Here is a 23,715-nt window from a genome sequence, read left to right as displayed (position 1 = left end):
GTTTTTGCAAATATTTGCAGAAACAGTCTTTTGATTTTAAAACCAAATTTCAAAAGGCCTGGAGATTACTTAATCACCTTGCGAGTATTCTCACAAAAACACATTGTCGCTGCTGTCCGCTTTTCCTATTTTCCGGTCATCACTTCTTTTCAACAGAAATTAAGGTGTGACATGGAGAAGGTACGTTTTGGCATTATTGGAATAGGTAATATCGGCACGGTCCACGCGCGCTATTTACTGGCGGGTACGGTCAGCGATGCCTGCCTGACGGCGGTTTGCGATAATGCACCGGAAAAGCATCCGGCCATTCGCCAGCTGGTCGGCAATCTCCCCCTGTTCAGCGACGCGCAGGAGATGCTCCAGAGCGGACTGATCGACGCGGTGATTGTCGCGACGCCGCACTATGAGCATCCGCGCCTGTCGATGCTGGCGATGCGCAGCGGCATCCACACCCTGTGCGAAAAACCGGCAGGGGTGTACACGGCTCAGGTGCAGGAGATGAACGCCTGCGCCCGGGAGTGCGGCGTGGTGTTTGGCATCATGTACAACCAGCGCCCTAACCCGCTCTACCAGAAGGTCAAAGACCTTATCGACAGCGGCGAACTGGGCGAGATCCGCCGCTCCAACTGGATCATCACCAACTGGTATCGCTCGCAGAGCTACTACAACTCCGGCGGCTGGCGCGCCACCTGGAAAGGGGAAGGCGGCGGCGTACTGCTCAACCAGGATCCGCATCAGCTCGATCTCTGGCAGTGGCTGGTCGGGATGCCTGTTCGTCTGCGCGCGTTTTGCCAGTTCGGCAAGCATCGCGATATCGAAGTGGAAGACGAGGTCACCGCCTATGCGGAGTATGCCAGTGGCGCGACGGGCGTGTTTATCACTACCGTCGCGGAAACACCGGGGACCAACCGCCTGGAAATCGTTGGCGACCTCGGCAAGGTGGTCGTCGAAGAGGGGAAACTGCGCTACTGGCGGCTGCGTGAATCCGAAACCGCCTTCAACGCCCGCTGGCAAAACGGTTTTGGTGAACCCGAATGCTGGGAGGTCTCCATCCCCGTTGCCCCGGAATGCAGCGAACACCACGTTATTACCGCCAATTTCTCTGCCGCCATTCTGCGCGGCGAGCCGCTGATTGCGCCGGGTCTGGAAGGGATCCGCGGGTTGACGCTTTCCAACGCCATGCACCTCTCCACCTGGACAGACGACTGGGTCGACCTGCCGCTCAACGAGAAACAGTATCTGCGCCTGCTTCAGCAGCGTATCAGTACCTCAGTGGCTAAAGAGGCCGCCAGCATCACGCTGGACGCCTCTGGCACCTGGTAACAGCGGAGAAACACGATGTTAAATGTCGCTATCGTGGGAACAGGAAATATCTCGCATAACCACATCCAGGGCTATCTGCAGTTTGGTCAGCGTTGCCGGATCGTCGCGCTGGTCGATATCTACCCGGAAAAAGCCTACGAGAAAAAAGCACGCTACGGCCTGACGGATGCCCGCGTGTACGCAAGCCACCAGCAGATGCTGGCATCGGAGCCCGATGCGGACATCGTCGACGTCTGCACGCCGCCCTACGTTCATGCGGAGATTAGCATTGATGCCCTGCGCGCGGGGTGCCATGTGCTGTGCGAAAAACCGATGGCCGCCTCGCTGGAGGAGTGCGACGCGATGATCGCCGCACAGCAGGCCAGCGGTAAAACGCTCTCCATTATTGCCCAGAACCGCTTTACCGATGCTTTCTGGCGCTTAAAAGCGGCGCTGGATTCCGGCCTCGCGGGGAAAATATGCCATGCGCAGGTGGATTCGTTCTGGTGGCGCGGACGCTGCTATTACGACCTGTGGTGGCGTGGCACCTGGGAAAAAGAGGGCGGTGGCTGCACGCTTAACCACGCGGTTCACCACATCGACGCCATCCAGTGGATGCTCGGCTACCCGTCGGAGGTCGTGGCAATGATGACCAACGTGGCGCACGACAATGCCGAGGTGGAAGACCTCAGCGCCGCGATCTTCAAATACCCGAACGGGGCGCTCACGCAGCTTACCGCCTCGGTGGTGCACCACGGGGAAGATCAGAAAATCATCATTCAGGGCGAGAAAGCGCGTATCTCCGCGCCGTGGCAGGCCTTTGCCAGCGTGAGTGCCGATAACGGCTTTCCACAGGAAAGCCACGATCTGGCGCGAGAAGCGCAACTCAACGCTATTTTTCACGACACCCGGAAACTCGAATGGACGCTACACAACGGGCAGATTAACGACCTGCTTTATGCCATCGAGCACGGCACGGCACCGTTAGTGGATGGCCTGCAGGGTAAGCGTTCCCTCGAACTGATTACCGCAATTTATAAATCAGCCATTACCCGCACCGTCGTCCCGCTGCCGATTCAGCGCGATGACCCGTTTTACCGTACCGGCGGGACGAACGCCCTCGCCCCCCGTTTTTATGAGAAGTCCGCAAGCGTGGCCAACTTCAGCGAAGTCGGTGCCATCCCCCTGGGAAAAGATCTGGATCGAGGAATGTCATCATGAACAAGAAGGACGGAATGAACTATGCCCCGGTAGGCAAACCGCAGCCGGTTGTCCGGGAAGGTGAATTTGTTTTTGCCGCTGCCGCACTCGACCACGGGCATATTTACGGCATGAGCAACGGCCTGATTGAAGCCGGCGCCACGCTGAAATGGGTGTACGACCCTGACCCGGCGAAAGTGGATAAATTCATCCAGCAATACCCGCAGGCCAACGTGGCGTCGTCGCTGGACGTGATACTCAACGACGACGAGGTGCGCCTGGTGGCGGGTGCAGCCATCCCGTCCGAGCGCTGTGCGCTGGGGCTGAAAGCGATGGCCGCAGGGAAGGACTATTTCACGGATAAAGCGCCGCTCACCACCCTTGAACAGCTGGCCGATGCCAAAGCGATGGTGGAGCAAACCGGAAAGAAATACGCGGTGTATTACAGCGAGCGTCTGCACGTAGAGAGCGCGGTCTTTGCCGGACAGCTGGTGCAGCAGGGCGCGATTGGCCGCGTCGTGCAAACTCTGGGAACCGGACCGCACCGGGAAGGAACCGGTCGTCCGGCGTGGTTCTATGATCGTCGCGACTTCGGCGGCATTCTCTGCGATATCGGCAGCCACCAGATTGAGCAGTTTCTTTTTTACACCGGCAACAGCGACGCCTCGGTGGTGGCAAGCCGGGTTCGCAACGTTAAACACCCGCAGTATCCCGCCTTCGAAGACTTCGGCGACGCGATGCTGAAAGGCGAAAACGGTGCCAGCGGCTATTTCCGCTGCGACTGGTTTACGCCGGACGGACTTTCAACGTGGGGCGACGGTCGCCTGACGCTGCTCGGCACCGAAGGCTATATCGAAATCCGCAAATATGTCGATTTAACCCGCGGCGAGCAGGATGTGGTTTACCTGGTGAACAAAGAGGGCGAATTCCGGTATCCCGTCGCCGGACAGGTCGGGTTCCCGTTCTTTGGTGAACTGATCCTCGACTGCCTGCACAGAACCGAAAACGCCATGACGCAGGCGCACGCCTTCAAGGCGGCGGAACTTTGCGTGAAGGCTCAGATGCTGGCCAACGCGACGGCATAACGGGAGGCAACGATGAGGATCCTGAATACAGCGGTTATCGGTGCCGGTGCGATTCACAGCTGCCATGTGAATGCATTACGCCAGATCCCCAACGTCGCACTGCGCGCGCTGGTAGACATCGACAGCGTTAAAGGACTGACGCTGGCGATGGCCTATCAGTGCCGTTTTTATCAGGATTACCGGGAAATGCTGCTGGATGATGCCATCGACGTGGTCCATATCTGTACGCCGCATTTCGAGCATAAACGTATGATCCTGGCGGCGCTCGCCGCCGGGAAGCATGTGTTCTGCGAAAAGCCGGTGGGGATGAACAGCAGTGAATTCGGCGATATCGTCCAGGCCGTCGAGCAGGCGCCGGGTCTGCTCGGCGTTTGCTATCAGAACCGGCTCAACCCCACCAGCCTGCGCATCCGCCAGGAGTTAAGCGAGGGCGGGCTGGGGAAGATGCTCGGCATGAAGGCGGTGCTGACGTGGTCACGGTCGGGCGCCTATTACGCCGAAAGTCCGTGGCGTGGCCGGCTGGCAACGGAAGGCGGCAGTCTGCTGATCAACCAGGCGATCCATACCCTCGACCTGATGCAGTGGTTCGCCGGCGGGGTCACGCGCCTGAAAGGCGTAGTGGATAGCGGCGAGCTGGCGGACATCACCGAAGGGGAGGACAGCGCAATGGCGACGCTGCACTTTGCTAACGGCGCGCGCGGCCTGTTTTATGCCAGCAACTGCAATACCGCGGATTCCCCCCTCTGGCTTGAGATCCATTGCGAACGGGGTTCGCTGCTGCTCAATGACAACGAGCTCTGGCGCATTACCCCGGGCGAGCGCCGCAAGCTGGCAACCGATGATTCCCCTGACGGCTCGGTCAAAAGCTACTGGGGGCTGGGACACCAGCAGGCGATCCGCCGTTTTTATCATGCCATTCATCACCCGGAAACGGACTACATCGATATCCATGCTGCCGGGAAATCACTCACCCTTGTGGAGGCCATTTATCGCTCATCTCAATTAAGACAATGGATAGATATCAATAATTAGAAACGTAAGTGTCGTCCAGCAGTAAATAAAAAAACGACCTGAAACACAGGTTAATCACTACCCTACACTGGATATTATTATGGTCAAACCAACTGAACGTAGAGTTGGTTACGGCGTAGCGCTTGGCTACGGGGTAACCGATCTGTTTGGCGGGGGCGCTTTTGCCATTATCGGCACCTGGCTGCTCTTTTTTTACACCACCTATTGCGGACTCTCAGTGATTGAAGCGGGTTCAATATTCGCCATTGCCCGCGTTATTGACGCACTCTTAAGCCCGATTATGGGATACGTCACCGATAATTTCGGTGATACCTGGCTCGGACGTAAATTTGGCCGCCGCCGCTTCTTTTTATTACTCAGCTCACCGCTTATGTTTCTGTATGCCCTGCTGTGGCTGACGGACATGGGCTACTGGTATTACCTGGGCACCTATCTCTCGATTGAACTGCTGTCGGCGATGGTGCTGGTCCCGTGGGAGACGCTGGCGGCGGAAATGACAAACCGCTATGAAGAGCGTAGCCGCCTCTCCGGCGTGCGCATGATTTGCTCTCAGCTCGGGGGCTTTCTTGCGGTTTCCGTTCCCGGCGTCATTATGCAGTTCACGGGTAAAGATAATCCGTTTACCTATACCCTTACCGGGCTAATCTTTTCCTGCGTATTTTGCCTTGCGGTGTTTATTACCTGGTACACCACCTGGGAAGCCAAAGATGTACCGCAGGAGTCCGACTTTAAAGTGGATAACCAGCGCAGCAGCGGGATACTCAATCACCTGAAATATCTGGTTCTGGATCTCTTTTCTTCATTCCGCATTCGCGCGTTCCGGCTGCATATCATTATTTATATCTTTTCGTTTACGGCAATGGACGTATTCGGTTCGGTCTTTACCTATTATGTCGTCTATTGCCTGAGCCAGGATGCGGCAGCGGTATCCGGCTGGCTGAGCATTGCGGCCTTCGCCTCGGTGCCGGGCACGTATGGGTTTATGCTGTTGCTGAACCGGCTGAATGTTACCCCTTCCGCCGCGCTGCGCCTCTCCTACGGCTGTATCTTCTGCGTGCTGGCATTCCTGTTTACGGTCTACCTCACCGAAACGCAGGTGCCGACGCTGCTGTTCTCGGCGGTCTTTATCCTGCTGGGTGCCGCACGCTCCGGCCTTTACTACATTCCGTGGAATATCTACAGCTTCATTCCGGATATCGACGAGATGGTGACGCAGCAGCGCCGCGAAGGGATTTTTGCCGGCGTCATGGTCCTGACCCGCAAAAGTACCGTGGCGATGGCCATCATGATTATCGGTCTGGTGCTGCAGGAGTCCGGCTTCGTGAAGGGCAGCGGCGCGCAGCCGGAAAGCGCGCTGGGGGCCATTATCGGCCTGATGATCTTCGCCACCGCGGCGCTTCTGGCGGTGAGTTTCTTCACGACCTATAAGTTTAAGCTCACCCGCGAGACGCATAAGCTGCTTCTTAAGGAGATTGCGCGGCGGAAACTGGGCGGTGATTACCGCGACTGCGACGACAGGACTCGGGCGGTCATCAAGCAGTTAACCGGATACGAGTATGACCAGGTTTGGGGAGGCGATGCCACACGACAGACGGTGGGAAGTGCCCGTTTGTCTCCCGTGAAATAGCCGCGCAGACCGGGCAGCCTGCCCCGCTGTCCGGTCTGTTTTTATGCCAAAATGTGACCTCTGGCAGATTTACATCTCTTTACGCTATACTACCCGCTGAAATAATCGGCTCAACGCTACGAGCTGGTGTTCTACGTGTTTTCACACAAATGGTATCAACTCCCCTTCTGAGGATCTGGCGAGAAGCCGGATAAACTATGTTAAACAGTATTTTAGTAATACTTTGTCTGATTGCCGTCAGCGCATTTTTCTCGATATCTGAGATCTCGCTGGCCGCGTCCCGTAAAATCAAACTGAAGCTGCTTGCCGACGAGGGCAACATCAATGCCACCCGCATCCTGAAAATGCAGGAAAACCCGGGCATGTTCTTCACCGTGGTGCAGATTGGCCTCAATGCGGTCGCCATTCTTGGCGGTATCGTGGGTGATGCGGCGTTTTCTCCGGCGTTTTATAGCCTGTTTGTGCAGTACATGTCCGTTGAACTGGCCGAACAGCTGAGCTTTATCCTCTCCTTCTCACTGGTGACTGGCCTGTTCATTCTCTTTGCAGACCTGACCCCGAAACGCATCGGTATGATTGCGCCAGAAGCTGTGGCTTTGCGTATCATCAACCCGATGCGCTTCTGCCTGTACGTATTCCGTCCGCTGGTGTGGTTCTTCAACGGTCTGGCAAACGTCATTTTCCGCATCTTTAAATTGCCCATGGTGCGTAAAGACGATATCACCTCTGATGACATCTATGCGGTGGTAGAAGCCGGCGCGCTGGCCGGGGTGCTGCGCAAGCAGGAACACGAGCTGATTGAGAACGTATTCGAACTGGAATCCCGTACCGTGCCCTCTTCCATGACGGGCCGTGAAAGCATTATCTGGTTCGATTTACATGAAGATGAGCAGAGCCTGAAGAACAAAGTGGCGCAGCATCCGCACTCTAAGTTCCTGGTCTGTAATGAAGATATCGACCACATCATCGGTTACGTCGACTCCAAAGACCTGCTGAACCGCGTGCTGGCAAACCAGAGCCTGGCGCTGAACAGCGGCGTGCAGATCCGCAATACCCTGATTGTGCCGGACACGCTGACGCTCTCCGAAGCGCTGGAAAGTTTCAAAACCGCCGGGGAAGACTTCGCGGTGATCATGAACGAATACGCGCTGGTGGTCGGTATTATCACCCTCAACGACGTGATGACCACGCTGATGGGCGACCTGGTGGGCCAGGGGCTGGAAGAACAGATTGTTCAGCGTGACGATAATTCATGGCTGATTGATGGCGGCACGCCGATTGAAGACGTGATGCGCGTGCTGGATATCGACGAGTTCCCGCAGTCCGGAAACTACGAGACCATCGGCGGCTTTATGATGTTTATGCTGCGTAAAATCCCGAAACGTACCGACTCGGTGAAGTTCTCCGGCTACAAGTTTGAGGTGGTGGATATTGATAACTACCGCATCGACCAGCTGCTGGTGACGCGCATCGATAACAAACCGACCGTGCTGGTACCGAAGCTGCCGGATGCGGAAGAAAAAGTGTCGGCGTAAGGTTCCTGCCCCCACAAACATCAACGGCTCCCATCGGGAGCCGTCTTTTTATCTACGACTACTGCATAGCACGTTGGTTAAGCCATCTCAGTTTGCAGACGCATAACCTGACGGTTGACTTCGGACATCACAGACAGGTGCTGTTTGTCCTTCACTTTTGGGACAAGGATTTTGCCCTTATCAAACTCAAAAGCGCCAACATCCTTGATGTACAACCGTCCACGGAACAGGATCTTCACGTACTTCGCCACCTGAAGCGGGTTGTAGCGTTGGAAAATTTTCATTCTTGTATCTCCTGCGAATCATACGCTCTTGCGGTGCCACAATCGGCCCGACTGTCCTGAGCGCAAATTTTAATGCCCAATGACTATAGACCAGAACTACGGTGTTACCCAGTGTGCATAAGTTTATTTACCGTTTGATTACAATTATTCAGAATAATCTTTGCAAAGCGTGACTGAGGGCAGTATAAGCCGTCGTTTTTTCATGGATATGTGCGTTAACCCGCAAACTGGCATCGGGATTGCGGGAAAACCACATTGATCGCACTTATGATTAAAAGCGCAAGACCAAGTGGTCGGATCACCTGCAAACAATAAGGAAACGCCATGACCCTACGTAATATCCTTGCAGCAGCCTGCCTGCTGCTGCCCCTGTGGGCTTCCGCTCACAACATTGAAAAAGGACAACGTGTACCGCCAGTCGGCATTGCGGACCGGGGAGAATTGATTCTCGACAATGATAAGTTTAGCTACAAACCCTGGAATAGCGCGCAGCTTGCGGGCAAAGTGAGAGTTGTACAACATATTGCCGGTCGTACATCTGCAAAAGAGAAAAATGCCGGCCTGGTGGAAGCGATCAAGGCCGCAAAACTCCCCCACGACCGCTACCAGACCACCACGATCGTCAATACCGATGACGCCATTCCGGGCTCCGGAATGTTCGTGCGCTCAAGCCTTGAGAGCAATAAAAAGCTCTATCCGTGGTCGCAGTTTATCGTCGACAGCAACGGCGTGACCCGTAAGGCCTGGCAGCTGGAAGAAGAGAGCTCCGCGATTATCGTGCTGGATAAGGACGGTCGCGTACAGTGGGCGAAAGACGGCGCGTTAACCCAGGAAGAGGTGCAGCAGGTTGTCGACCTGCTGCATAAGCTTCTGGCTCAGTAAATAGAGACGCGGAAGCCGGGGTTAAGGAAGGATTCGCGCGGGGTATAATCCAGCGGCTTGCCCTGCCAGTCATGAACATGCGCCCCGGCGGCCGCGGCAACGGCATGACCTGCCGCGGTATCCCAGACGTTGGTTGGCCCAAAGCGAGGGTAAAGCTGCGCATGGCCTTCCGCCACCAGGCAGAATTTCAGCGAGGAGCCAATCGAGGTGGTCTGGTGTTCGCCCAGCTGCTGCAGGTACTCCTGCAGCTCGCTGTCGCTGTGGGAGCGGCTAATCACCACCAGCGGTGGACGGGCATCGCGCACCTGAATCTGCTTGCGCACGCCGCACTCTTCCTTCCACGCCTTCCCTTCTGCGGCGCTGTACATCACCTTCATGACCGGCGCGTAAACCACGCCCAGCACCGCTTTGCCCTTCTCAATCAGGGCGATATTAACGGTGAATTCACCGTTGCGCTTGATGAACTCTTTGGTACCGTCCAGCGGATCGACCAGCCAGTAGCGCTGCCAGTGCTGGCGCTCGTCCCAGCTTTGCGGCGCTTCTTCTGACAGAACAGGGATATCCGGCGTGAAGTCCTGAAGCCCTTTCAGAATCACCTTATGCGCCGCAATATCCGCCGCCGTGACCGGAGAGTCGTCCGCTTTGCTGACAACCTCCATAGGCTTTATACCGTCATACACCTGCATGATGGCATCTCCCGCATCCCGTGCGAGCTGACAAATTTTATCTAGCATTTTCCACCTCTTTGTTAACGCAGTGAGGTTAACTCTTTGTTTTAGTTATATCGTAATGTGAACAATTCCGCTATCTGTGAAGCAATTCCGGTTTCAGGTTCCATTTTTCTGTCAGGATTCACATTTCTGTAAGCAACACGCTATAGATACATACTCTTTTGTGGTCTGCATCGAAAAAAGGACTCCTCTGATGATTAAGTTTAGTGCAACGCTTCTGGCGACGCTGATTGCAGCGAGCGTGCAGGCGGCGACGGTAGATCTGCGTATTCTGGAAACGACCGATCTGCACAGCAACATGATGGACTTCGATTACTACAAAGATACCCCAACGGAAAAATTCGGACTGGTACGTACGGCAAGTTTGATTAACTCGGCGCGTGGCGAAGTGAAAAACAGCGTGCTGGTCGACAATGGCGATCTCATTCAGGGCAGCCCGCTCGGGGATTACATGGCGACCCGGGGGCTGAAAAAAGGCGAGATCCATCCGGTGTATAAAGCGATGAACACCCTGGACTATACCGTCGGCAACCTCGGCAACCACGAATTCAACTACGGCCTAAAATACCTGCACGACGCCCTCGCCGGTGCGAAGTTTCCGTACGTTAACGCCAATATCATCGACGTTAAGACCAAAAAGCCGCTCTTTACCCCTTATATGATTAAAGAGACGGACGTCGTCGATAGGGACGGTAAAAAGCAGACGCTGAAAATCGGCTATATCGGTTTTGTCCCGCCGCAGATCATGACGTGGGATAAGGCCAACCTCGACGGTAAGGTGACCGTGAACGACATCACCGAAACCGCGCGCAAATACGTGCCGGAAATGCGTGAGAAAGGCGCCGATCTGGTCGTGGTGGTCGCCCATTCCGGCCTCTCCGCCGATCCGTACCAGGCCATGGCGGAAAACTCGGTTTACTACCTGAGTGATGTTCCCGGCGTTGACGCGATCCTGTTCGGCCACGCCCACGCGGTCTTCCCGGGCAAGGATTTCGCCAGCATAAAAGGCGCGGATATTGAGAAAGGGACGCTCAACGGCGTGCCGTCGGTGATGCCGGGCATGTGGGGCGACCACCTGGGGGTGGTGGATCTCGTACTCAATAAAGACGGCGGCAGCTGGAAGGTCACCCAGTCAAAAGCCGAAGCGCGCCCGATTTACGACGCGGCGGCGAAAAAATCACTGGCCGCGGAAGATAAAAAGCTGGTCAACGTGCTGAAGCACGATCACGACGCCACTCGCGAGTTCGTCAGCAAGCCGATCGGCAAATCCGCCGATAATATGTACAGCTTCCTGGCGCTGGTGCAGGACGACCCGACCGTTCAGGTGGTCAACATGGCGCAGAAGGCCTATGCCGAACACTTTGTGCAGGGCGATCCGGATCTGGCAAAGCTGCCGGTGCTCTCCTCCGCTGCGCCATTCAAGGTGGGCGGGCGTAAAAACGATCCGGCTAGCTATGTGGAAGTCGAAAAGGGCCAGCTTACCTTCCGTAACGCCGCCGATCTCTACCTCTACCCGAACACGCTGGTGGTGGTAAAAGCGACGGGTAAAGAAGTCAAAGAGTGGCTGGAGTGCTCTGCCGGGCAGTTTAACCAGATTGACCCGCACAGCAGCAAGCCGCAGCCGCTGATTAACTGGGACGGCTTCCGCACCTATAACTTCGACGTGATCGACGGCGTGAACTACCAGATTGACGTCACCCAGCCGGCAAAATATGACGGCGAGTGTCAGGCGATCAACCTGCAGGCGGAGCGTATCAAGAACCTGACCTTCAACGGCAAGGCGATCGATCCAAATGCGACCTTCCTGGTGGCGACCAACAACTACCGCGCCTACGGCGGTAAGTTTGCCGGTACGGGAGATAGCCACATTGCCTTTGCCTCGCCGGACGAGAACCGCTCGGTGCTGGCGGCGTGGATCAGCGCGGAGTCGAAAAAGGCGGGCGAAATACGCCCGGCGGTGGACAACAACTGGCGTCTGGCGCCGATCCACAGCGATACGCCGCTGGATATCCGTTTCGAAACGTCACCGTCCGATAAGGCCGCGGCGTTTATCAAGGAGAAGGCGCAGTATCCGATGAAGCAGGTCGCGACGGATGATATTGGCTTCGCGATTTATCAGGTAGACCTGAGCAGGTAAAAGCAAAACGGCAACGCACGTTGTCGTTTTTGGTGTTTATTCCCTCTCCCTGTGGGCTGAGGAATCCCCAGTAATTTTTTTACCTGAAGCGACATATTTAGCATCAGGATTATGAATGCCTCACAGCAATGACCTGGTCCGGCTGTAAATCGCCGAAGCGTTTCCTGCAGGCCGGGGCAAGGCGCATGGATGCGCCGAGAGGGCGGGCTTTACAGGGACGTTACCTCCGCCCGTCCCCGATAAGCCGGAAGGAATAAGCTGAGGGCACCGCGAAGCGGCGATTTACCGCCGGGAGCCCGGGTCGCCAGGGTGGTGGCGATTGAGCCACCCTGGCACGTTCACCGGTCATGTCGTCACAGAGTAGCAAGGAACATAAAGTGAACGGAATGCCCCCACAGCCGTATGTTCCCCCTCACCCCGGCCCTCTCCCTCAATGGAGAGGGGGCGTCCGTGCGAGTATTATTTTGTGGGGATCCCTCTCCCTGTGGGAGAGGGCCAGGGTGAGGGCATCAGGCCGCACATACCCGGCTTTTACGCCGCGCGCTCGTCCCGATTCGCCATCACCTTCGGCGTATTCACCTCAATCCAGTCCGCCAGCGCGGCGACCTTCTCGCTGACCTCCATGCCCATCGGCGTCAGGCTATACTCAACGTGCGGCGGCACCACCGGATACGACACGCGATCGACAAACCCGTCCTGCTCCAGCGCCTGAAGCGACTGGGACAGCATCTTTTCGCTCACCCCGCCCATTTTACGGCGCAGATCGCTAAAGCGATGCGTTCCCTGGCGCAGGGCCAGCAGAATCAGGACGCCCCAGCGGCTGGTAACGTGCTTGAGCACCTCGCGTGAAGGGCACTGCTCCGCGAAAAGATTGCCATCGCGCATTTGCTCGCTGAGCGTCGGTATCGTTGTTTTCATACTTACCTTTTTGTACGTACTTACTAAAAGTTAGCTATGGTGCTAGTGTGCCACAACACCAGACAAACACGAAGGAGATTCATCATGATCGCGATTACCGGCGCTACCGGCCAGCTTGGCCATCTCGTTATCGAACAGCTGTTGAAAACCGTTCCGGCCAGCCAGATTGTGGCCATCGTCCGTAACCCGGCGAAGGCGCAGGCCCTGAGCCAGGAGGGGCTTGTGGTTCGTCAGGCGGACTACACGGACCAAGCCGCCTTCACCGCCGCGCTGAGCGGCGTGGATAAGCTGCTGCTGATCTCCTCCAGCGAAGTCGGGCAGCGCGCAACCCAGCACCAGAACGTGATTAACGCCGCCAAAGCGGCAGGCGTGAAATTTATCGCCTACACCAGCCTGCTGCATGCGGATAAATCACCGCTTGGTCTGCACGTTGAACACGTTGACACTGAAAAAGCGCTGGCGGCATCCGGCATTCCGTATGCCCTGCTGCGCAACGGCTGGTATACCGAAAACTACCTGGCGAGCGCGCCACCGGCGATTGAGCACGGCGTGTTTATTGGTGCGGCAGGCGAAGGCAAAATTGCCTCTGCAACCCGTGCAGACTATGCCGCAGCGGCAGCTAAGGTGATTGCGGAAGAGGGCCATGCGGGCAAGGTGTATGAACTGGCGGGCGATCGCGGCTGGACGCTGAGCGAGCTGGCGGCTGAACTCAGCAAACAGAGCGGGAAGCCGGTGACCTACCAGAATCTCAGCGAAGCGGATTTTGCCGCCGCCCTGAAAAGCGTCGGCTTGCCTGCCGGGCTGGCAGATATGCTGGCGGACTCCGACGTCGGTGCGTCCAAAGGGGGTCTCTTTGACGACAGCCGTACCCTGAGCGGGCTGATTGGCCGTCCGACCACCCCGCTGGCGGAGAGCGTCAACGCCATCCTGTAATTGTTACGAATTGGTTATTTTTTGTGGCATCCCTGCGGGTCATCTCTGATAATGAAGCGATGACCCGTAAGGAGGCTCACCGTGCAAGGCGTACCGGAACAGTTTATTGATGAGAGAGACAGCGCGCGCTTTCGCCATCTGGCGCAGCTGCCGGGCCTGGAGCTGTATCACGCGCATATCTCTGACTACGCCTTTGAGCCCCATACCCATGAAGCCTTCGGGATCGGCACGATTGAAACCGGTGCCGAACGCTTTCGCTACCGCGGTACCCTGCATCTCGCGGCGGAAAAATCCGTCGTCACCATGAACCCGGACGAAATCCATACCGGCGAATCCGCCACCGAAGGCGGCTGGCGCTATCGGATGGTCTATATCGAACCCGATCTGCTGGAAGAGGTGACCGGCCTCCGGGACTGGTGGTTCAGCGAGGTAACCCGTCATGACCCGCTGCGCTCGCAGCAGATCGGCAGGCTCATTTACGGCCTGTGGCACACGGACGATCCGCTTGCGCAAAAGGGATTACTGCTGGATTTGATCGAGACCTTCCGGCCGTTTGCCCATCACGCGCCGGTGGTTCTGGAAGGCGCGCACCGCTTCGAACGGGTCCGTGAGTATCTGCACGACAACTACATGCACGCCCTGACGCTGGACGAGCTGGCCCGCGTCGTGTCGCTCAGCCCGTACCATTTCCAGCGCCAGTTCAAAGCCCATTTTCACGTGACGCCGCACCAGATGCTGATGGCCATTCGCCTGTGGCGCGCCAAAGCGTTCCTCACCCACGGCATGCCCGCTGCCGAAGTGGCTGCCGCGACCGGGCTGACCGACCAGTCGCACCTGACCCGTGCGTTTACCCGCCGCTACGGCATTACCCCCGTGCGTTACCAGAAGCAGGTCATCCGGCGCTAATGCGCAACCTCATACAATACGCGCGCATTTCCCCCTCCTACACTCCATACAGCATAAATATCTGTAGGTGGAAAAATGATTAGTGGTGTGTTGTATGCCCTGCTGGCCGGGATGATGTGGGGGCTGATTTTTGTCGGCCCGCTGATTGTGCCGGAGTACCCGGCAATACTGCAGTCGACCGGGCGCTATCTGGCGCTGGGGCTGATTGCCCTGCCTCTTGCGTGGCTGGGACGCGCGCGCCTGCGTCAGCTCAGCCGTCAGGACTGGGTGACCGCGCTGGCGCTGACCATGATGGGCAATCTTATCTATTACGTTTGCCTCGCGAGTGCTATTCAGCGTACCGGCGCGCCGGTATCGACCATGATCATCGGCACGCTGCCGGTCGTCATCCCCGTCTTTGCTAACCTGCTCTATAGCCACCGCGATGGCAAACTGCCGTGGGCAAAAATGGCCCCAGCGCTGATCTGCACCGCCGTGGGGCTGGTATGCGTCAATATTGCCGAGCTGCGTCACGGGCAGGCAGACGTTGACCCGTGGCGTTACGGCTCCGGCATTGTGCTGGCGTTCATTTCCGTGGCGTGCTGGGCATGGTATGCCCTGCGCAACGCGCGCTGGCTGCGGGAGAACCCGGACAAGCACCCGATGATGTGGGCAACGGCGCAGGCGCTGGTCACGCTGCCCGTTTCAGTCGTGGGGTATCTCGGCGCATGCCTCTGGCTGGGCCATCAGCACCCGGACTTCGCCCAGCCCTTCGGGCCGAGACCGTGGGTGTTTATTGGCCTGATGGTGGCGATTGCGGTGCTGTGTTCCTGGGTGGGCGCGCTGTGCTGGAACGTGGCCAGCCAGAAGCTGCCGACGGTGATCCTGGGGCCGCTGATCGTTTTCGAAACCCTGGCCGGGCTGCTTTATACCTTCCTGATGCGCCAGAGCGTGCCGCCGCTCTTCACGGCCTGCGGGATCGCGCTGCTGGTGGTGGGGGTGGTGATGGCGGTAAGAGCGAAGCCGGAAAAACCGAGGGTTGTTCCGGCATCGGAGGTGTGAGCGTTGCCCAGCGGCGCTGCGCTTGCAGGGCCTACAAAACCGTAGGCCCGGTAAGGCGTAGCCGCCACCGGGCAAGCCCTTAAAACGTCTCCCAGTTCCCTTCAGACGCCGCCGCTACGGCCTGCGCTTTTGGCACATAGGTTTTCACCGGCGCGGCTTTAACCGCCTGGTTGCGGGTAATTTTGAACACCGCCACCGCGTCGTTCAGGCGTGCAGCCTGATCTTCCAGCGCCGCTGCCGCCGCGGCAGACTCCTCCACCAGCGAGGCGTTCTGCTGGGTCACGCGATCCATCTCGGCTACCGCCTGGCCTACCTGGTCGATACCGCGGCTCTGCTCGTCAGAGGCCGAGGCAATTTCGCCCATGATGTCGGTGACGCGCGTGACCGCATTGACGATCTCTGCCATCGTCGCCCCGGCTTCGTTAACTAGCTGCGAGCCCGCGTTCACGCGTTCGCCGGAATCGTCGATCAGCGCCTTGATCTCTTTCGCCGCCTGGGCGCTGCGCTGGGCAAGGGTACGCACTTCCCCTGCCACCACCGCAAAGCCACGCCCCTGCTCGCCCGCGCGCGCCGCTTCCACCGCCGCGTTCAGCGCCAGAATGTTAGTCTGGAAGGCAATGCCGTCGATCACGTTAGTAATTTGCGCGATTTTGCTGGAGCTGGTGGCAATTTCGTCCATTGTGCGCACCACGCCTTCCACCACGTTACCGCCCTTCTTCGCCGTTGAGGAGGCGTCCAGCGCCAGACGCGAAGCCTGACGCGCGTTATCGGCGTTTTGCTTCACGGTGGCCGTCAGCTGCTCCATGCTGGCTGCCGTCTCTTCCAGAGAGGCGGCCTGCTGCTCGGTACGGGAAGAGAGATCGTTGCTGCCCGCGGAGATTTCACCGGCTCCGGTGTAGATGGTATCGGCACCTTCACGCACCACGCCCACGGTGTTCGCCAGCGAGGTTTGCATCTCCTGCACGTTGCGCGCCAGGAGGGCCATTTCATTTTTACCTTCTGCCTGAATCGGCTGGGTTAAATCCCCTGCCGCAATGGCGCGAATATGGTTAATCACCTCCTCCAGCGGCAGCAGCAGCACGCGGCGCATGGCGACCCAGCTGGAGATAATCACCGCAATCACCAGCAGCATCACCGCAGAGAGGATCCACAGGATGTGCTTGTAATCGCTTTCGTTATCCCGAATGCCTTTATCGGTGAGCGCGGCCTGCGCTTCACGCCATTCACGATAAACCTTCTGCATCGCGTTTTGCTTTTGTTCGGCATTCTGCTTGAACATATCTTCCAGATTGCCCTGGCTCAGCAGAACGTTCATTTGCGTCAGCGTTGCAGAGTAAATGCGGTACTGCTCTTCAAGCTGATTCGTCAGGTTCTCATCCATGCCCGGCGTGTCCGGTAAGGCATAGTATTTATCGTAATGGACCTGGGCTTCAGCCAGCAGGTTTTTCGCCGTGGTCACCAGCTCGTTCAGCTGACCGCCGTTAATTTGAGAGGCCATGCTGCTCTGCAGACGCAGCATCCCACGGTTCAGGGTAACGCGCGCCTGGTTCAGGCTGATCCACGCATCGGTAAACTCCGCCACGTTCTGGCTGGAGAGCTGCGATACGGTGAAGTTGTTTTTATCGTTATTCAGCGCGTTGATAAAGATACCGGCGGAAATCACTTGCATGATGCCGAGCGCAAGCAGTACCGAAATCAGAAGGGTAATGACTTTTATACGTTTAAACATGCGTTGCCTTTGTTATATGCAGGTTTGTCTGACGTGGATATATCGGCAGGCGCAGCGGGTTGTTTACTGTTTCTCCACCTTTAAAAAGTTTCTAAACCACTTTCCTGAGTCCATTCAGAGCGTTAAACCGAATATTTTTTACGTGATCTGCCTCACATTTTTTCCCTTCCCTCTAAAGGGTTATAGCGCCGCCTTAAAGATGCATTTAATATGCATCTTATATTCTTGATGACGAGGTAACTGCTATGGCCTTTCGCGACCAACCCCTTGGCGAGCTGGCGCTCTCCATTCCTCGCGCTTCTGCGCTGTTCCGTAAGTACGATATGGATTACTGCTGCGGCGGTAAGCAAACCCTGACGCGTGCGGCCTCACGCAAGGAACTGGACGTTGAGGTGATTGAAGCCGAGCTGGCGCAGCTTGTCGGGCAGCCCGTCGACAAAGACTGGCGAACCGCTCCGCTCGCGGACATCATCGATCGCATCATCGTGCGATACCACGACCGCCACCGGGAGCAACTGCCGGAGCTGATCCTGCAGGCGACCAAGGTCGAGCGCGTTCACGCCGACAAACCTTCCGTTCCGCGCGGTCTGGCGAAGTACCTGACCCTGCTGCACGAAGAGCTTTCCAGCCACATGATGAAGGAAGAGCAGATCCTCTTCCCGATGATTAAACAGGGAATGGGCAGCCAGGCGATGGGGCCGATTAGCGTGATGGAACGCGAGCACGATGACGCGGGCGAACTGCTGGAAGTGATCAAACACATCACCAACAACGTCACGCCGCCGCCAGAGGCGTGCACGACGTGGAAAGCAATGTACAACGGCATTAACGAGACGATCGACGACCTGATGGAACACATCAGTCTTGAGAATAACGTTCTGTTTCCGCGGGCATTAGCGGGGGAATAAAAAAGCCCGGTGGCGCTCACGCTTACCGGGCCTGCAACGTCCTCGAACGTAGGCCGGGTAAGCGTAAGCGCCACCCGGCAACATGCTTAACGCATGCCTGCCATCCGTTTCTTACCGATAAACACCCAGCCCAGCCCCAGCGCGATAAACCACAGCGGCGTAACGATCAGCGCCTGACGGGTATCATCTTCCAGCGTCAGCAGCACCAGCACGAAGACGAAGAACGCCATGCACACCCAGCACATCAGCTTGCCCAGCGGCATCTTGTAGATCGACTTCTCATGCAGGTGTGGGCGCTGCTTGCGGTACACCAGGTATGAACAGAGGATGATGGTCCAGACGAACATAAACAGGATCGCAGAGACCGTGGTAATCATGGTGAAGGCGCCAATCACGCTTGGGTTCACGTAAAGCATCACCACGCCGCCCAGCAGGCACATGCAGGAGAAGGTCAACCCTTTTGCCGGTACCGCACGCTTAGAGAGCTTGGCGAACGCGCTCGGCGCCACGCCTTCCTGCGCAAGGCCAAACAGCATACGGCTGGTGGAGAATACGCCGCTGTTGGCAGACGAGGCAGCAGAGGTCAGCACCACGAAGTTAATCAGGCTCGCGGCGGCAGGCAGGCCTACCAGCACGAACAGCTCAACGAACGGGCTCTTGCTTGGCACCACCGAACTCCACGGCGTCACGGACATGATGATGATCAGCGCGAAGACGTAGAACATGATGATACGCACCGGAATAGAGTTGATGGCGCGCGGGAGGGACTTCTCCGGATCTTTGGTTTCCGCAGCGGTCGTTCCGACAAGCTCAATCCCCACAAACGCGAACACCGCAATCTGGAAGCCGGCAAAGAAGCCGCTGATGCCCTTCGGGAACCAGCCGCCGTCATTCCACAGATGGGTAAACGACGCCTGAACGCCGGTTGGCGACTGGAAGTGGGTGAGCACCATCACCAGGCCCACGACGATGAGGCCGACAATGGCCACGATTTTGATCATCGCGAACCAGAACTCCATCTCGCCGAACATTTTAACGGTGGCGAGGTTAAGGCTCAGCAGCAGAACGATGACCGCCAGCGAGGCGACCCAGTCCGACAGCCCCGGGAACCAGAACTGCGCGTAGGCGGTAATCGCCACGACGTCCGCCATGCCGGTAACGACCCAGCAGAACCAGTAGGTCCAGCCGGTGAAATAGCCCGCCCACGGCCCGAGCAGGTCAGACGCGAAGTCGCTGAAGGATTTGTATTCGAGGTTCGAGAGCAGCAGTTCACCCATCGCACGCATCACGAAGAACAGCATAAAACCGATAATCATATAAACGAATATGATTGACGGCCCGGCGAGACTGATGGTTTTGCCTGACCCCATAAACAGCCCGGTACCGATGGCACCCCCAATCGCAATAAGCTGAATATGACGGTTTGTGAGATTGCGCCGTAGCGACTGTTCAGACGACGCCTCTTCGCCGGCGACGACTTTGACCTGATCTACCATGTGATATTTTCCTGTTTATGCCTGTCTGTGTTGTTAAGGCTCTTCTGGCCTTTAAATACGTCAAAAGATGACGTTCCCTGTAAGGGCTAATCGATATTAGGTAAGAATCGGCGGGATGAATACTATGATTTAGATATTATGTTAATAATATGTTGAAAGTGAGTGTCATATCACTCATACAGCGCGAAACAGCTCACAAAAATACACGCAACAGTTTCGTTTGCAAGATAAAATGTTGATTGCGCCGTAACTATAGGTTTTAACGCTATTTTCCTCTCCCCATGCGGGGAGAGGAAATAAGAAAAATCGATTACAGGATTTCCAGCAGCTCGACTTCAAACACCAGGGTGCTGAATGGCGGGATGGACGCGCCAGCGCCGCGCTCGCCGTAGGCCAGGTTGTGCGGGATGGTCAGCTCCCATTTGGAACCCACCGGCATCAGAGTCAGCGCTTCGATCCAGCCTGCGATAACGCCGTTGACCGGGAACTCTGCCGGCTCGCCGCGCGCTACGGAGCTGTCGAACACGGTACCGTCGATCAGCTTGCCGGTGTAGTGTACGCGAACGTGGTCGGTACGCGCCGGGATAGCGCCGTCGCCCTGGTTGATCACGCGGAACTGCAGGCCGGATTCGGTGCTGTTCACGCCTTCACGCTCGCGGTTCTCTTCCAGATATTTCACACCTTCGGCGGCCATCTCTTCAAAGCGCGCACGACGCACGGCGTCAGCACGTTCGTGGATTTCACGCAGCGCGCGGTGCACGACGTCAACCGGCACGGCAGGCTGTTTGCCTTCCAGCGCGTCAGCGATACCCGCCACCAGCGCTTCAGGTAACAGACCTTCCAGGCCGGATTCGCTCAGCTGCTGTCCTACCTGCAAGCCGATACCGTAACTTGCCTGCGCTTCGATAGTGTCAAAAGTCGGGGTGGTCATGGGTTTTCCTTCCATCACATTTAAAGTAGCGGGCAGCATATCAGCCATGCCCTTATGGGTAAAACTTTGTCTGAAGTTAAGGTGACAAACCGCGACGAAACAGAAACAATAGAGATAACCAGGATTAATCCCGAACTGATGTCACGGATGTCGGGTTTACTACGCCGTTCAGGCAGTTAGCAAACTATACTTCGGGGCACAGGATAAAAAATACGCGGAGCAGGAGGAGTGCCATGCCCGGGCGAATTGAACTGAAACCTACCCTGGCGAAAATCTGGCAGGCGCCGGACAATTTTCGCATCATGGACCCGCTGCCTCCTCTGCATCGCAGAGGGATCATCATTGGCGCGCTGATGGTGATTGTGGGCTTCCTGCTTCCTTCCGGCGGTGATGATGTTGATACCGCCCCCGTCACCCGCAATGCCCAACTGGACATTCAGTCGCAGACGCGGCCGCAGCCTGACGCCCAGCCGATGCAGACGCAGCTCGTCACCCCGTCTAACGATCCGGGTCAGGTGGCGCCGGTTGAGCCAGAACCCATTCAGGATGAACAGCCGCAGGATCAGGCCGCTGCCCCCTCTCAGCCTCAGGCGCAACAGCCCACCGGCATTGAGCAACAGTGGCGTTCCTATCGCGTAGAGCCGGGCAAAACCCTGGCGCAGCTGTTCCGCGATCACAACCTGCCGCCCACCGACGTGTATGCCATGGCGAAAGTGGAAGGTGCGGGTAAGCCGCTCAGTAACCTGCAAAATGGTCAGATGGTACAGATTCGCCAGAATGCCAGCGGTGTGGTGACGGGGTTAACGATTGATACCGGAAATGGACAACAGGTGCTGTTTACCCGTCAGCCGGACGGCAGTTTCATCAGGGCGCGTTAAGCTTCCGGATCGGTAAAAAGCAAAACGCCGGCACAAGGCCGGCGTTTCAACGTGAGCAGAGTAAAAAATTACTCAGCTACAACGTTAACAACCAGTTTAGCGAACACTTCGCTGTGAACCTGGAAGTCAACTTCGTGCTCACCAGTGGTACGCAGAACGCCGTTCGGCAGACGAACTTCGCTCTTAGCCACTTTAACGCCTGCAGCAGTTACTGCATCAGCGATATCGCGGGTACCGATGGAACCGAACAGTTTACCTTCGTCGCCAGATTTGGACGCGATGGTAACGGTGCCCAGTGCGTTGATTGCTTCAGCGCGAGCGTTAGCAGCCGCCAGAACGTCAGCCAGTTTGGCTTCCAGTTCAGCGCGACGTGCTTCGAAAAACTCTACGTTTTTCTTGGTAGCTGGAACAGCTTTACCCTGTGGAACCAGGAAGTTACGAGCGTAGCCCGCTTTAACGTTAACCTGATCACCCAGGCTGCCCAGGTTTGCTACTTTATCAAGCAGAATAACTTGCATTACCTTATCCTCTTAAAGTCGTATTAATGGACCGTGCCCGATTACTGATGACGATCAGTGTACGGCAGCAGGGACAGGTAGCGAGCGCGTTTGATAGCGCGAGCCAGCTGACGCTGGTATTTTGCACGAGTACCGGTGATACGGCTTGGGACAATCTTACCGCTTTCGGTGATGTAGTTTTTCAGCGTTGCGATATCTTTATAGTCGATCTCTTGAACGCCTTCCGCGGTGAAACGGCAGAACTTGCGACGACGGAAATAACGTGCCATATGGCTAGTCTCCAGAATCTATCAAATCAATCTGCTCGGCATGCAGAACCATTTTGCTCAGGCCGTTCTTTGCCTTGTGGCAAGAGATGAACCCCTGAACGATTACTGCACTACCGACCGTTAAACTGTGAGTAATGGCCTGGTTTTCGTGTCCGCTAATAATAACGGGCATTTGGCACCACGCCTGCCGGTGAAACCCGGCTTCCTCTTGCACAGAACGATGCTCAAGCACGAACTGGCAATGCGGAATTCCTGATGGACTGACCTTTCGAAGGGGAGCCCTGCATACGATGCCGGACAACGCCAGACGGTTGGTCATCAGAAATTACTCTTCAGAATCCCCAGCATCAGAATCATCTGCGGTTTCGTTTGCGAAATCATCGCGACGCTCACGGCGCTCGTCTTTCGCTTTAACCATCGGAGATGCTTCGGTAACTGCGTGTTTAGTACGCATAACCATGCTGCGGATAACGGCATCGTTGAAGCGGAAGTTAGTTTCCAGCTCATCGATCACTTCCTGCGGCGCTTCAACGTTCAGCAGAACGTAGTGAGCTTTGTGCAGTTTGTTGATCGGATAAGCCAGCTGACGGCGGCCCCAGTCTTCCAGACGGTGGATCGTGCCCGCTGCTGCAGTGATTGCACCAGTGTAGCGCTCGATCATACCCGGAACCTGTTCGCTCTGGTCAGGATGGACCATAAAAACGATTTCGTAATGACGCATCGAATTGCTCCTTACGGATTATTCAGCCTCCTGTCTGGGTCAGCCGAGGCCCGGGGAGGCAAGGAACGTGTTAAAGGTCGGCTGAAAAATTGACGCGTCATAATACTTGCGCGCCCCCGGAAACTCAAGCTGATTGCACAAATAATTCGCACAAAGCGCGAAGCGGGTCTAAGTGGGTGATTTAAAATTGGTCACATCCGGAAGCGTTGTTTTTTTGAACAACTGCATCAGAAATGGTCACGCATCCCCGCCGGATGAGTGATTACACTTTAATCAGAGATCACCCGAATAAAAGGAGGAGCATCCCCCCTCACACCGCACGCAGTCGTGGAGCGCATATCATGAAAAAAATCGCATTAGCCATAATGGCGGCGCTTTTGCTCAGTGCAAACGCGATGGCAGCCATCAAGATAGACGGCCGACAGGCCAGAAACATGGATGATGTGCAAAGCTTGGGCGTCATTTACATCAATCATAATTTCGCCACAGAAAGTGAAGCAGATCAGGCACTAAACAAAGAAACCGATGCACAGGGCGCAGCCTATTATCACGTGATGTTAATCCGTGAGCCCGGCAGCAACGGCAATATGCACGCCAGTGCAGATATTTACCGATAACGCTTTAACGCTAGCACCAGGAAAGCCAACAACGA

At 56.5% G+C, this 23,715-nt stretch carries 24 protein-coding genes; 14 read left to right on the top strand and 10 right to left on the bottom strand.

The genetic code is table 11. The features are described 5' to 3' along the window. Positions 1–171: 171 nt before the first annotated feature. The 6 genes from FY206_RS02840 to paeA all read left to right on the top strand — a co-directional run bounded on the left by FY206_RS02840 (position 172) and on the right by paeA (position 7,781). Positions 172–1,323: a Gfo/Idh/MocA family protein gene (locus FY206_RS02840; protein ID WP_032643842.1), complete on the top strand. Its 1,152-nt coding sequence runs from the start codon at positions 172–174 to the stop codon at positions 1,321–1,323. A gap of 15 nt (positions 1,324–1,338) precedes the next feature. Continuing rightward, positions 1,339–2,523 carry a Gfo/Idh/MocA family protein gene (locus FY206_RS02835; protein ID WP_032643841.1) on the top strand — a complete coding sequence of 395 codons (1,185 nt, stop codon included), beginning with the start codon at positions 1,339–1,341 and terminating at the stop codon, positions 2,521–2,523. Then, positions 2,520–3,587, top strand: coding sequence for a Gfo/Idh/MocA family protein (locus tag FY206_RS02830; protein WP_032643840.1), 1,068 nt, complete (start codon positions 2,520–2,522; stop codon positions 3,585–3,587). The genes FY206_RS02835 and FY206_RS02830 overlap by 4 nt, the downstream gene beginning before the upstream one ends. A gap of 12 nt (positions 3,588–3,599) precedes the next feature. Continuing rightward, positions 3,600–4,619 carry a Gfo/Idh/MocA family protein gene (locus FY206_RS02825; RefSeq protein ID WP_032643839.1) on the top strand — a complete coding sequence of 340 codons (1,020 nt, stop codon included), beginning with the start codon at positions 3,600–3,602 and terminating at the stop codon, positions 4,617–4,619. Positions 4,620–4,698: 79 nt separating this feature from the next. Next, positions 4,699–6,246 carry an MFS transporter gene (locus FY206_RS02820; RefSeq protein ID WP_032643838.1) on the top strand — a complete coding sequence of 516 codons (1,548 nt, stop codon included), beginning with the start codon at positions 4,699–4,701 and terminating at the stop codon, positions 6,244–6,246. Positions 6,247–6,443: 197 nt separating this feature from the next. Continuing rightward, positions 6,444–7,781 carry a polyamine export protein PaeA gene (gene paeA, locus FY206_RS02815; RefSeq protein ID WP_032643837.1) on the top strand — a complete coding sequence of 446 codons (1,338 nt, stop codon included), beginning with the start codon at positions 6,444–6,446 and terminating at the stop codon, positions 7,779–7,781. Between the two features lie 77 nt (positions 7,782–7,858). Here the strand turns inward: paeA and FY206_RS02810 are convergent, their stop codons facing one another. Then, positions 7,859–8,065, bottom strand: a complete 207-nt coding sequence (locus FY206_RS02810; RefSeq protein WP_008501430.1) for a DUF1107 domain-containing protein — start codon at positions 8,063–8,065, stop codon at positions 7,859–7,861. Positions 8,066–8,389: 324 nt separating this feature from the next. On the opposite strand from FY206_RS02810, the gene FY206_RS02805 reads away from it, so the two are divergent. Next, the gene (locus tag FY206_RS02805) at positions 8,390–8,947 is read left to right on the top strand and encodes a YtfJ family protein (protein WP_032643836.1); all 558 of its coding nucleotides are present in this window, start codon (positions 8,390–8,392) and stop codon (positions 8,945–8,947) included. Here FY206_RS02805 and cysQ read toward each other — a convergent pair. Then, positions 8,941–9,681 carry a 3'(2'),5'-bisphosphate nucleotidase CysQ gene (gene cysQ / locus FY206_RS02800; protein WP_032643835.1) on the bottom strand — a complete coding sequence of 247 codons (741 nt, stop codon included), beginning with the start codon at positions 9,679–9,681 and terminating at the stop codon, positions 8,941–8,943. The genes FY206_RS02805 and cysQ overlap by 7 nt on opposite strands. 190 nt (positions 9,682–9,871) lie before the next feature. Between cysQ and FY206_RS02795 the strand changes: the two genes are divergently transcribed. Further along, positions 9,872–11,815 carry a bifunctional 2',3'-cyclic-nucleotide 2'-phosphodiesterase/3'-nucleotidase gene (locus FY206_RS02795; protein WP_077064390.1) on the top strand — a complete coding sequence of 648 codons (1,944 nt, stop codon included), beginning with the start codon at positions 9,872–9,874 and terminating at the stop codon, positions 11,813–11,815. 531 nt (positions 11,816–12,346) lie between these two features. Here the strand turns inward: FY206_RS02795 and FY206_RS02785 are convergent. Beyond that, positions 12,347–12,733: a winged helix-turn-helix transcriptional regulator gene (locus tag FY206_RS02785; protein WP_032643833.1), complete on the bottom strand. Its 387-nt coding sequence runs from the start codon at positions 12,731–12,733 to the stop codon at positions 12,347–12,349. An 84-nt stretch (positions 12,734–12,817) separates the two neighbouring features. On the opposite strand from FY206_RS02785, the gene FY206_RS02780 reads away from it, so the two are divergent. The 3 genes from FY206_RS02780 (at position 12,818) to FY206_RS02770 (ending at position 15,613) form a co-directional block, all read left to right on the top strand. Beyond that, positions 12,818–13,666: an SDR family oxidoreductase gene (locus FY206_RS02780; RefSeq protein ID WP_077064391.1), complete on the top strand. Its 849-nt coding sequence runs from the start codon at positions 12,818–12,820 to the stop codon at positions 13,664–13,666. An 81-nt stretch (positions 13,667–13,747) separates the two neighbouring features. Continuing rightward, positions 13,748–14,572 carry an AraC family transcriptional regulator gene (locus FY206_RS02775; RefSeq protein WP_032643831.1) on the top strand — a complete coding sequence of 275 codons (825 nt, stop codon included), beginning with the start codon at positions 13,748–13,750 and terminating at the stop codon, positions 14,570–14,572. 75 nt (positions 14,573–14,647) lie between these two features. Beyond that, positions 14,648–15,613, top strand: a complete 966-nt coding sequence (locus FY206_RS02770) for a DMT family transporter (protein ID WP_032643830.1) — start codon at positions 14,648–14,650, stop codon at positions 15,611–15,613. A 79-nt stretch (positions 15,614–15,692) separates the two neighbouring features. On the opposite strand, the gene FY206_RS02765 is transcribed toward FY206_RS02770, so the two are convergent. Next, a complete protein-coding gene (locus FY206_RS02765; RefSeq protein WP_032643829.1) occupies positions 15,693–17,342 on the bottom strand; it encodes a methyl-accepting chemotaxis protein in 1,650 nt (549 codons plus the stop codon). 245 nt (positions 17,343–17,587) lie between these two features. Here FY206_RS02765 and ytfE point away from each other — a divergent pair, with 245 nt between their 5' ends. Continuing rightward, a complete protein-coding gene (gene ytfE / locus FY206_RS02760) occupies positions 17,588–18,250 on the top strand; it encodes an iron-sulfur cluster repair protein YtfE (protein WP_032643828.1) in 663 nt (220 codons plus the stop codon). Between the two features lie 86 nt (positions 18,251–18,336). Here ytfE and cycA read toward each other — a convergent pair whose 3' ends face one another. Beyond that, entirely contained in the window at positions 18,337–19,746 is a 1,410-nt protein-coding gene (cycA, locus tag FY206_RS02755; protein ID WP_032643827.1) for a D-serine/D-alanine/glycine transporter, read from the bottom strand. A 310-nt stretch (positions 19,747–20,056) separates the two neighbouring features. Beyond that, positions 20,057–20,677: a BamJ family beta-barrel-assembly machinery protein gene (gene bamJ / locus FY206_RS02750; protein ID WP_008502892.1), complete on the bottom strand. Its 621-nt coding sequence runs from the start codon at positions 20,675–20,677 to the stop codon at positions 20,057–20,059. Positions 20,678–20,910: 233 nt separating this feature from the next. Here bamJ and FY206_RS02745 point away from each other — a divergent pair, with 233 nt between their 5' ends. Further along, on the top strand, positions 20,911–21,555 hold the full coding sequence (locus FY206_RS02745) for an OapA family protein (protein WP_032643826.1): 645 nt from the start codon (positions 20,911–20,913) through the stop codon (positions 21,553–21,555). Between the two features lie 68 nt (positions 21,556–21,623). On the opposite strand, the gene rplI is transcribed toward FY206_RS02745, so the two are convergent. From rplI to rpsF, 4 genes are read right to left on the bottom strand one after another with little or no spacing between them, the layout of a single operon-like run. Beyond that, complete coding sequence (gene rplI / locus FY206_RS02740) at positions 21,624–22,073, bottom strand: 50S ribosomal protein L9 (RefSeq protein WP_024907318.1); 450 nt, start codon at positions 22,071–22,073, stop codon at positions 21,624–21,626. Positions 22,074–22,114: 41 nt separating this feature from the next. Continuing rightward, complete coding sequence (gene rpsR, locus FY206_RS02735; protein WP_000135199.1) at positions 22,115–22,342, bottom strand: 30S ribosomal protein S18; 228 nt, start codon at positions 22,340–22,342, stop codon at positions 22,115–22,117. Positions 22,343–22,346: 4 nt separating this feature from the next. Further along, positions 22,347–22,661: a primosomal replication protein N gene (gene priB, locus FY206_RS02730; RefSeq protein ID WP_008502895.1), complete on the bottom strand. Its 315-nt coding sequence runs from the start codon at positions 22,659–22,661 to the stop codon at positions 22,347–22,349. A gap of 6 nt (positions 22,662–22,667) precedes the next feature. Next, a complete protein-coding gene (gene rpsF, locus FY206_RS02725; protein WP_014830397.1) occupies positions 22,668–23,063 on the bottom strand; it encodes a 30S ribosomal protein S6 in 396 nt (131 codons plus the stop codon). Between the two features lie 341 nt (positions 23,064–23,404). Between rpsF and yjfY the strand changes: the two genes are divergently transcribed. Then, on the top strand, positions 23,405–23,680 hold the full coding sequence (gene yjfY / locus FY206_RS02720; RefSeq protein ID WP_032643825.1) for a DUF1471 family protein YjfY: 276 nt from the start codon (positions 23,405–23,407) through the stop codon (positions 23,678–23,680). The last annotated feature ends 35 nt before the right edge of the window (positions 23,681–23,715 follow it).

This window comes from Enterobacter chengduensis (genome assembly GCF_001984825.2).
Taxonomy (GTDB): Bacteria; Pseudomonadota; Gammaproteobacteria; order Enterobacterales; family Enterobacteriaceae; genus Enterobacter; species Enterobacter chengduensis.
This window is presented reverse-complemented; position numbering and strand designations above follow the sequence as displayed.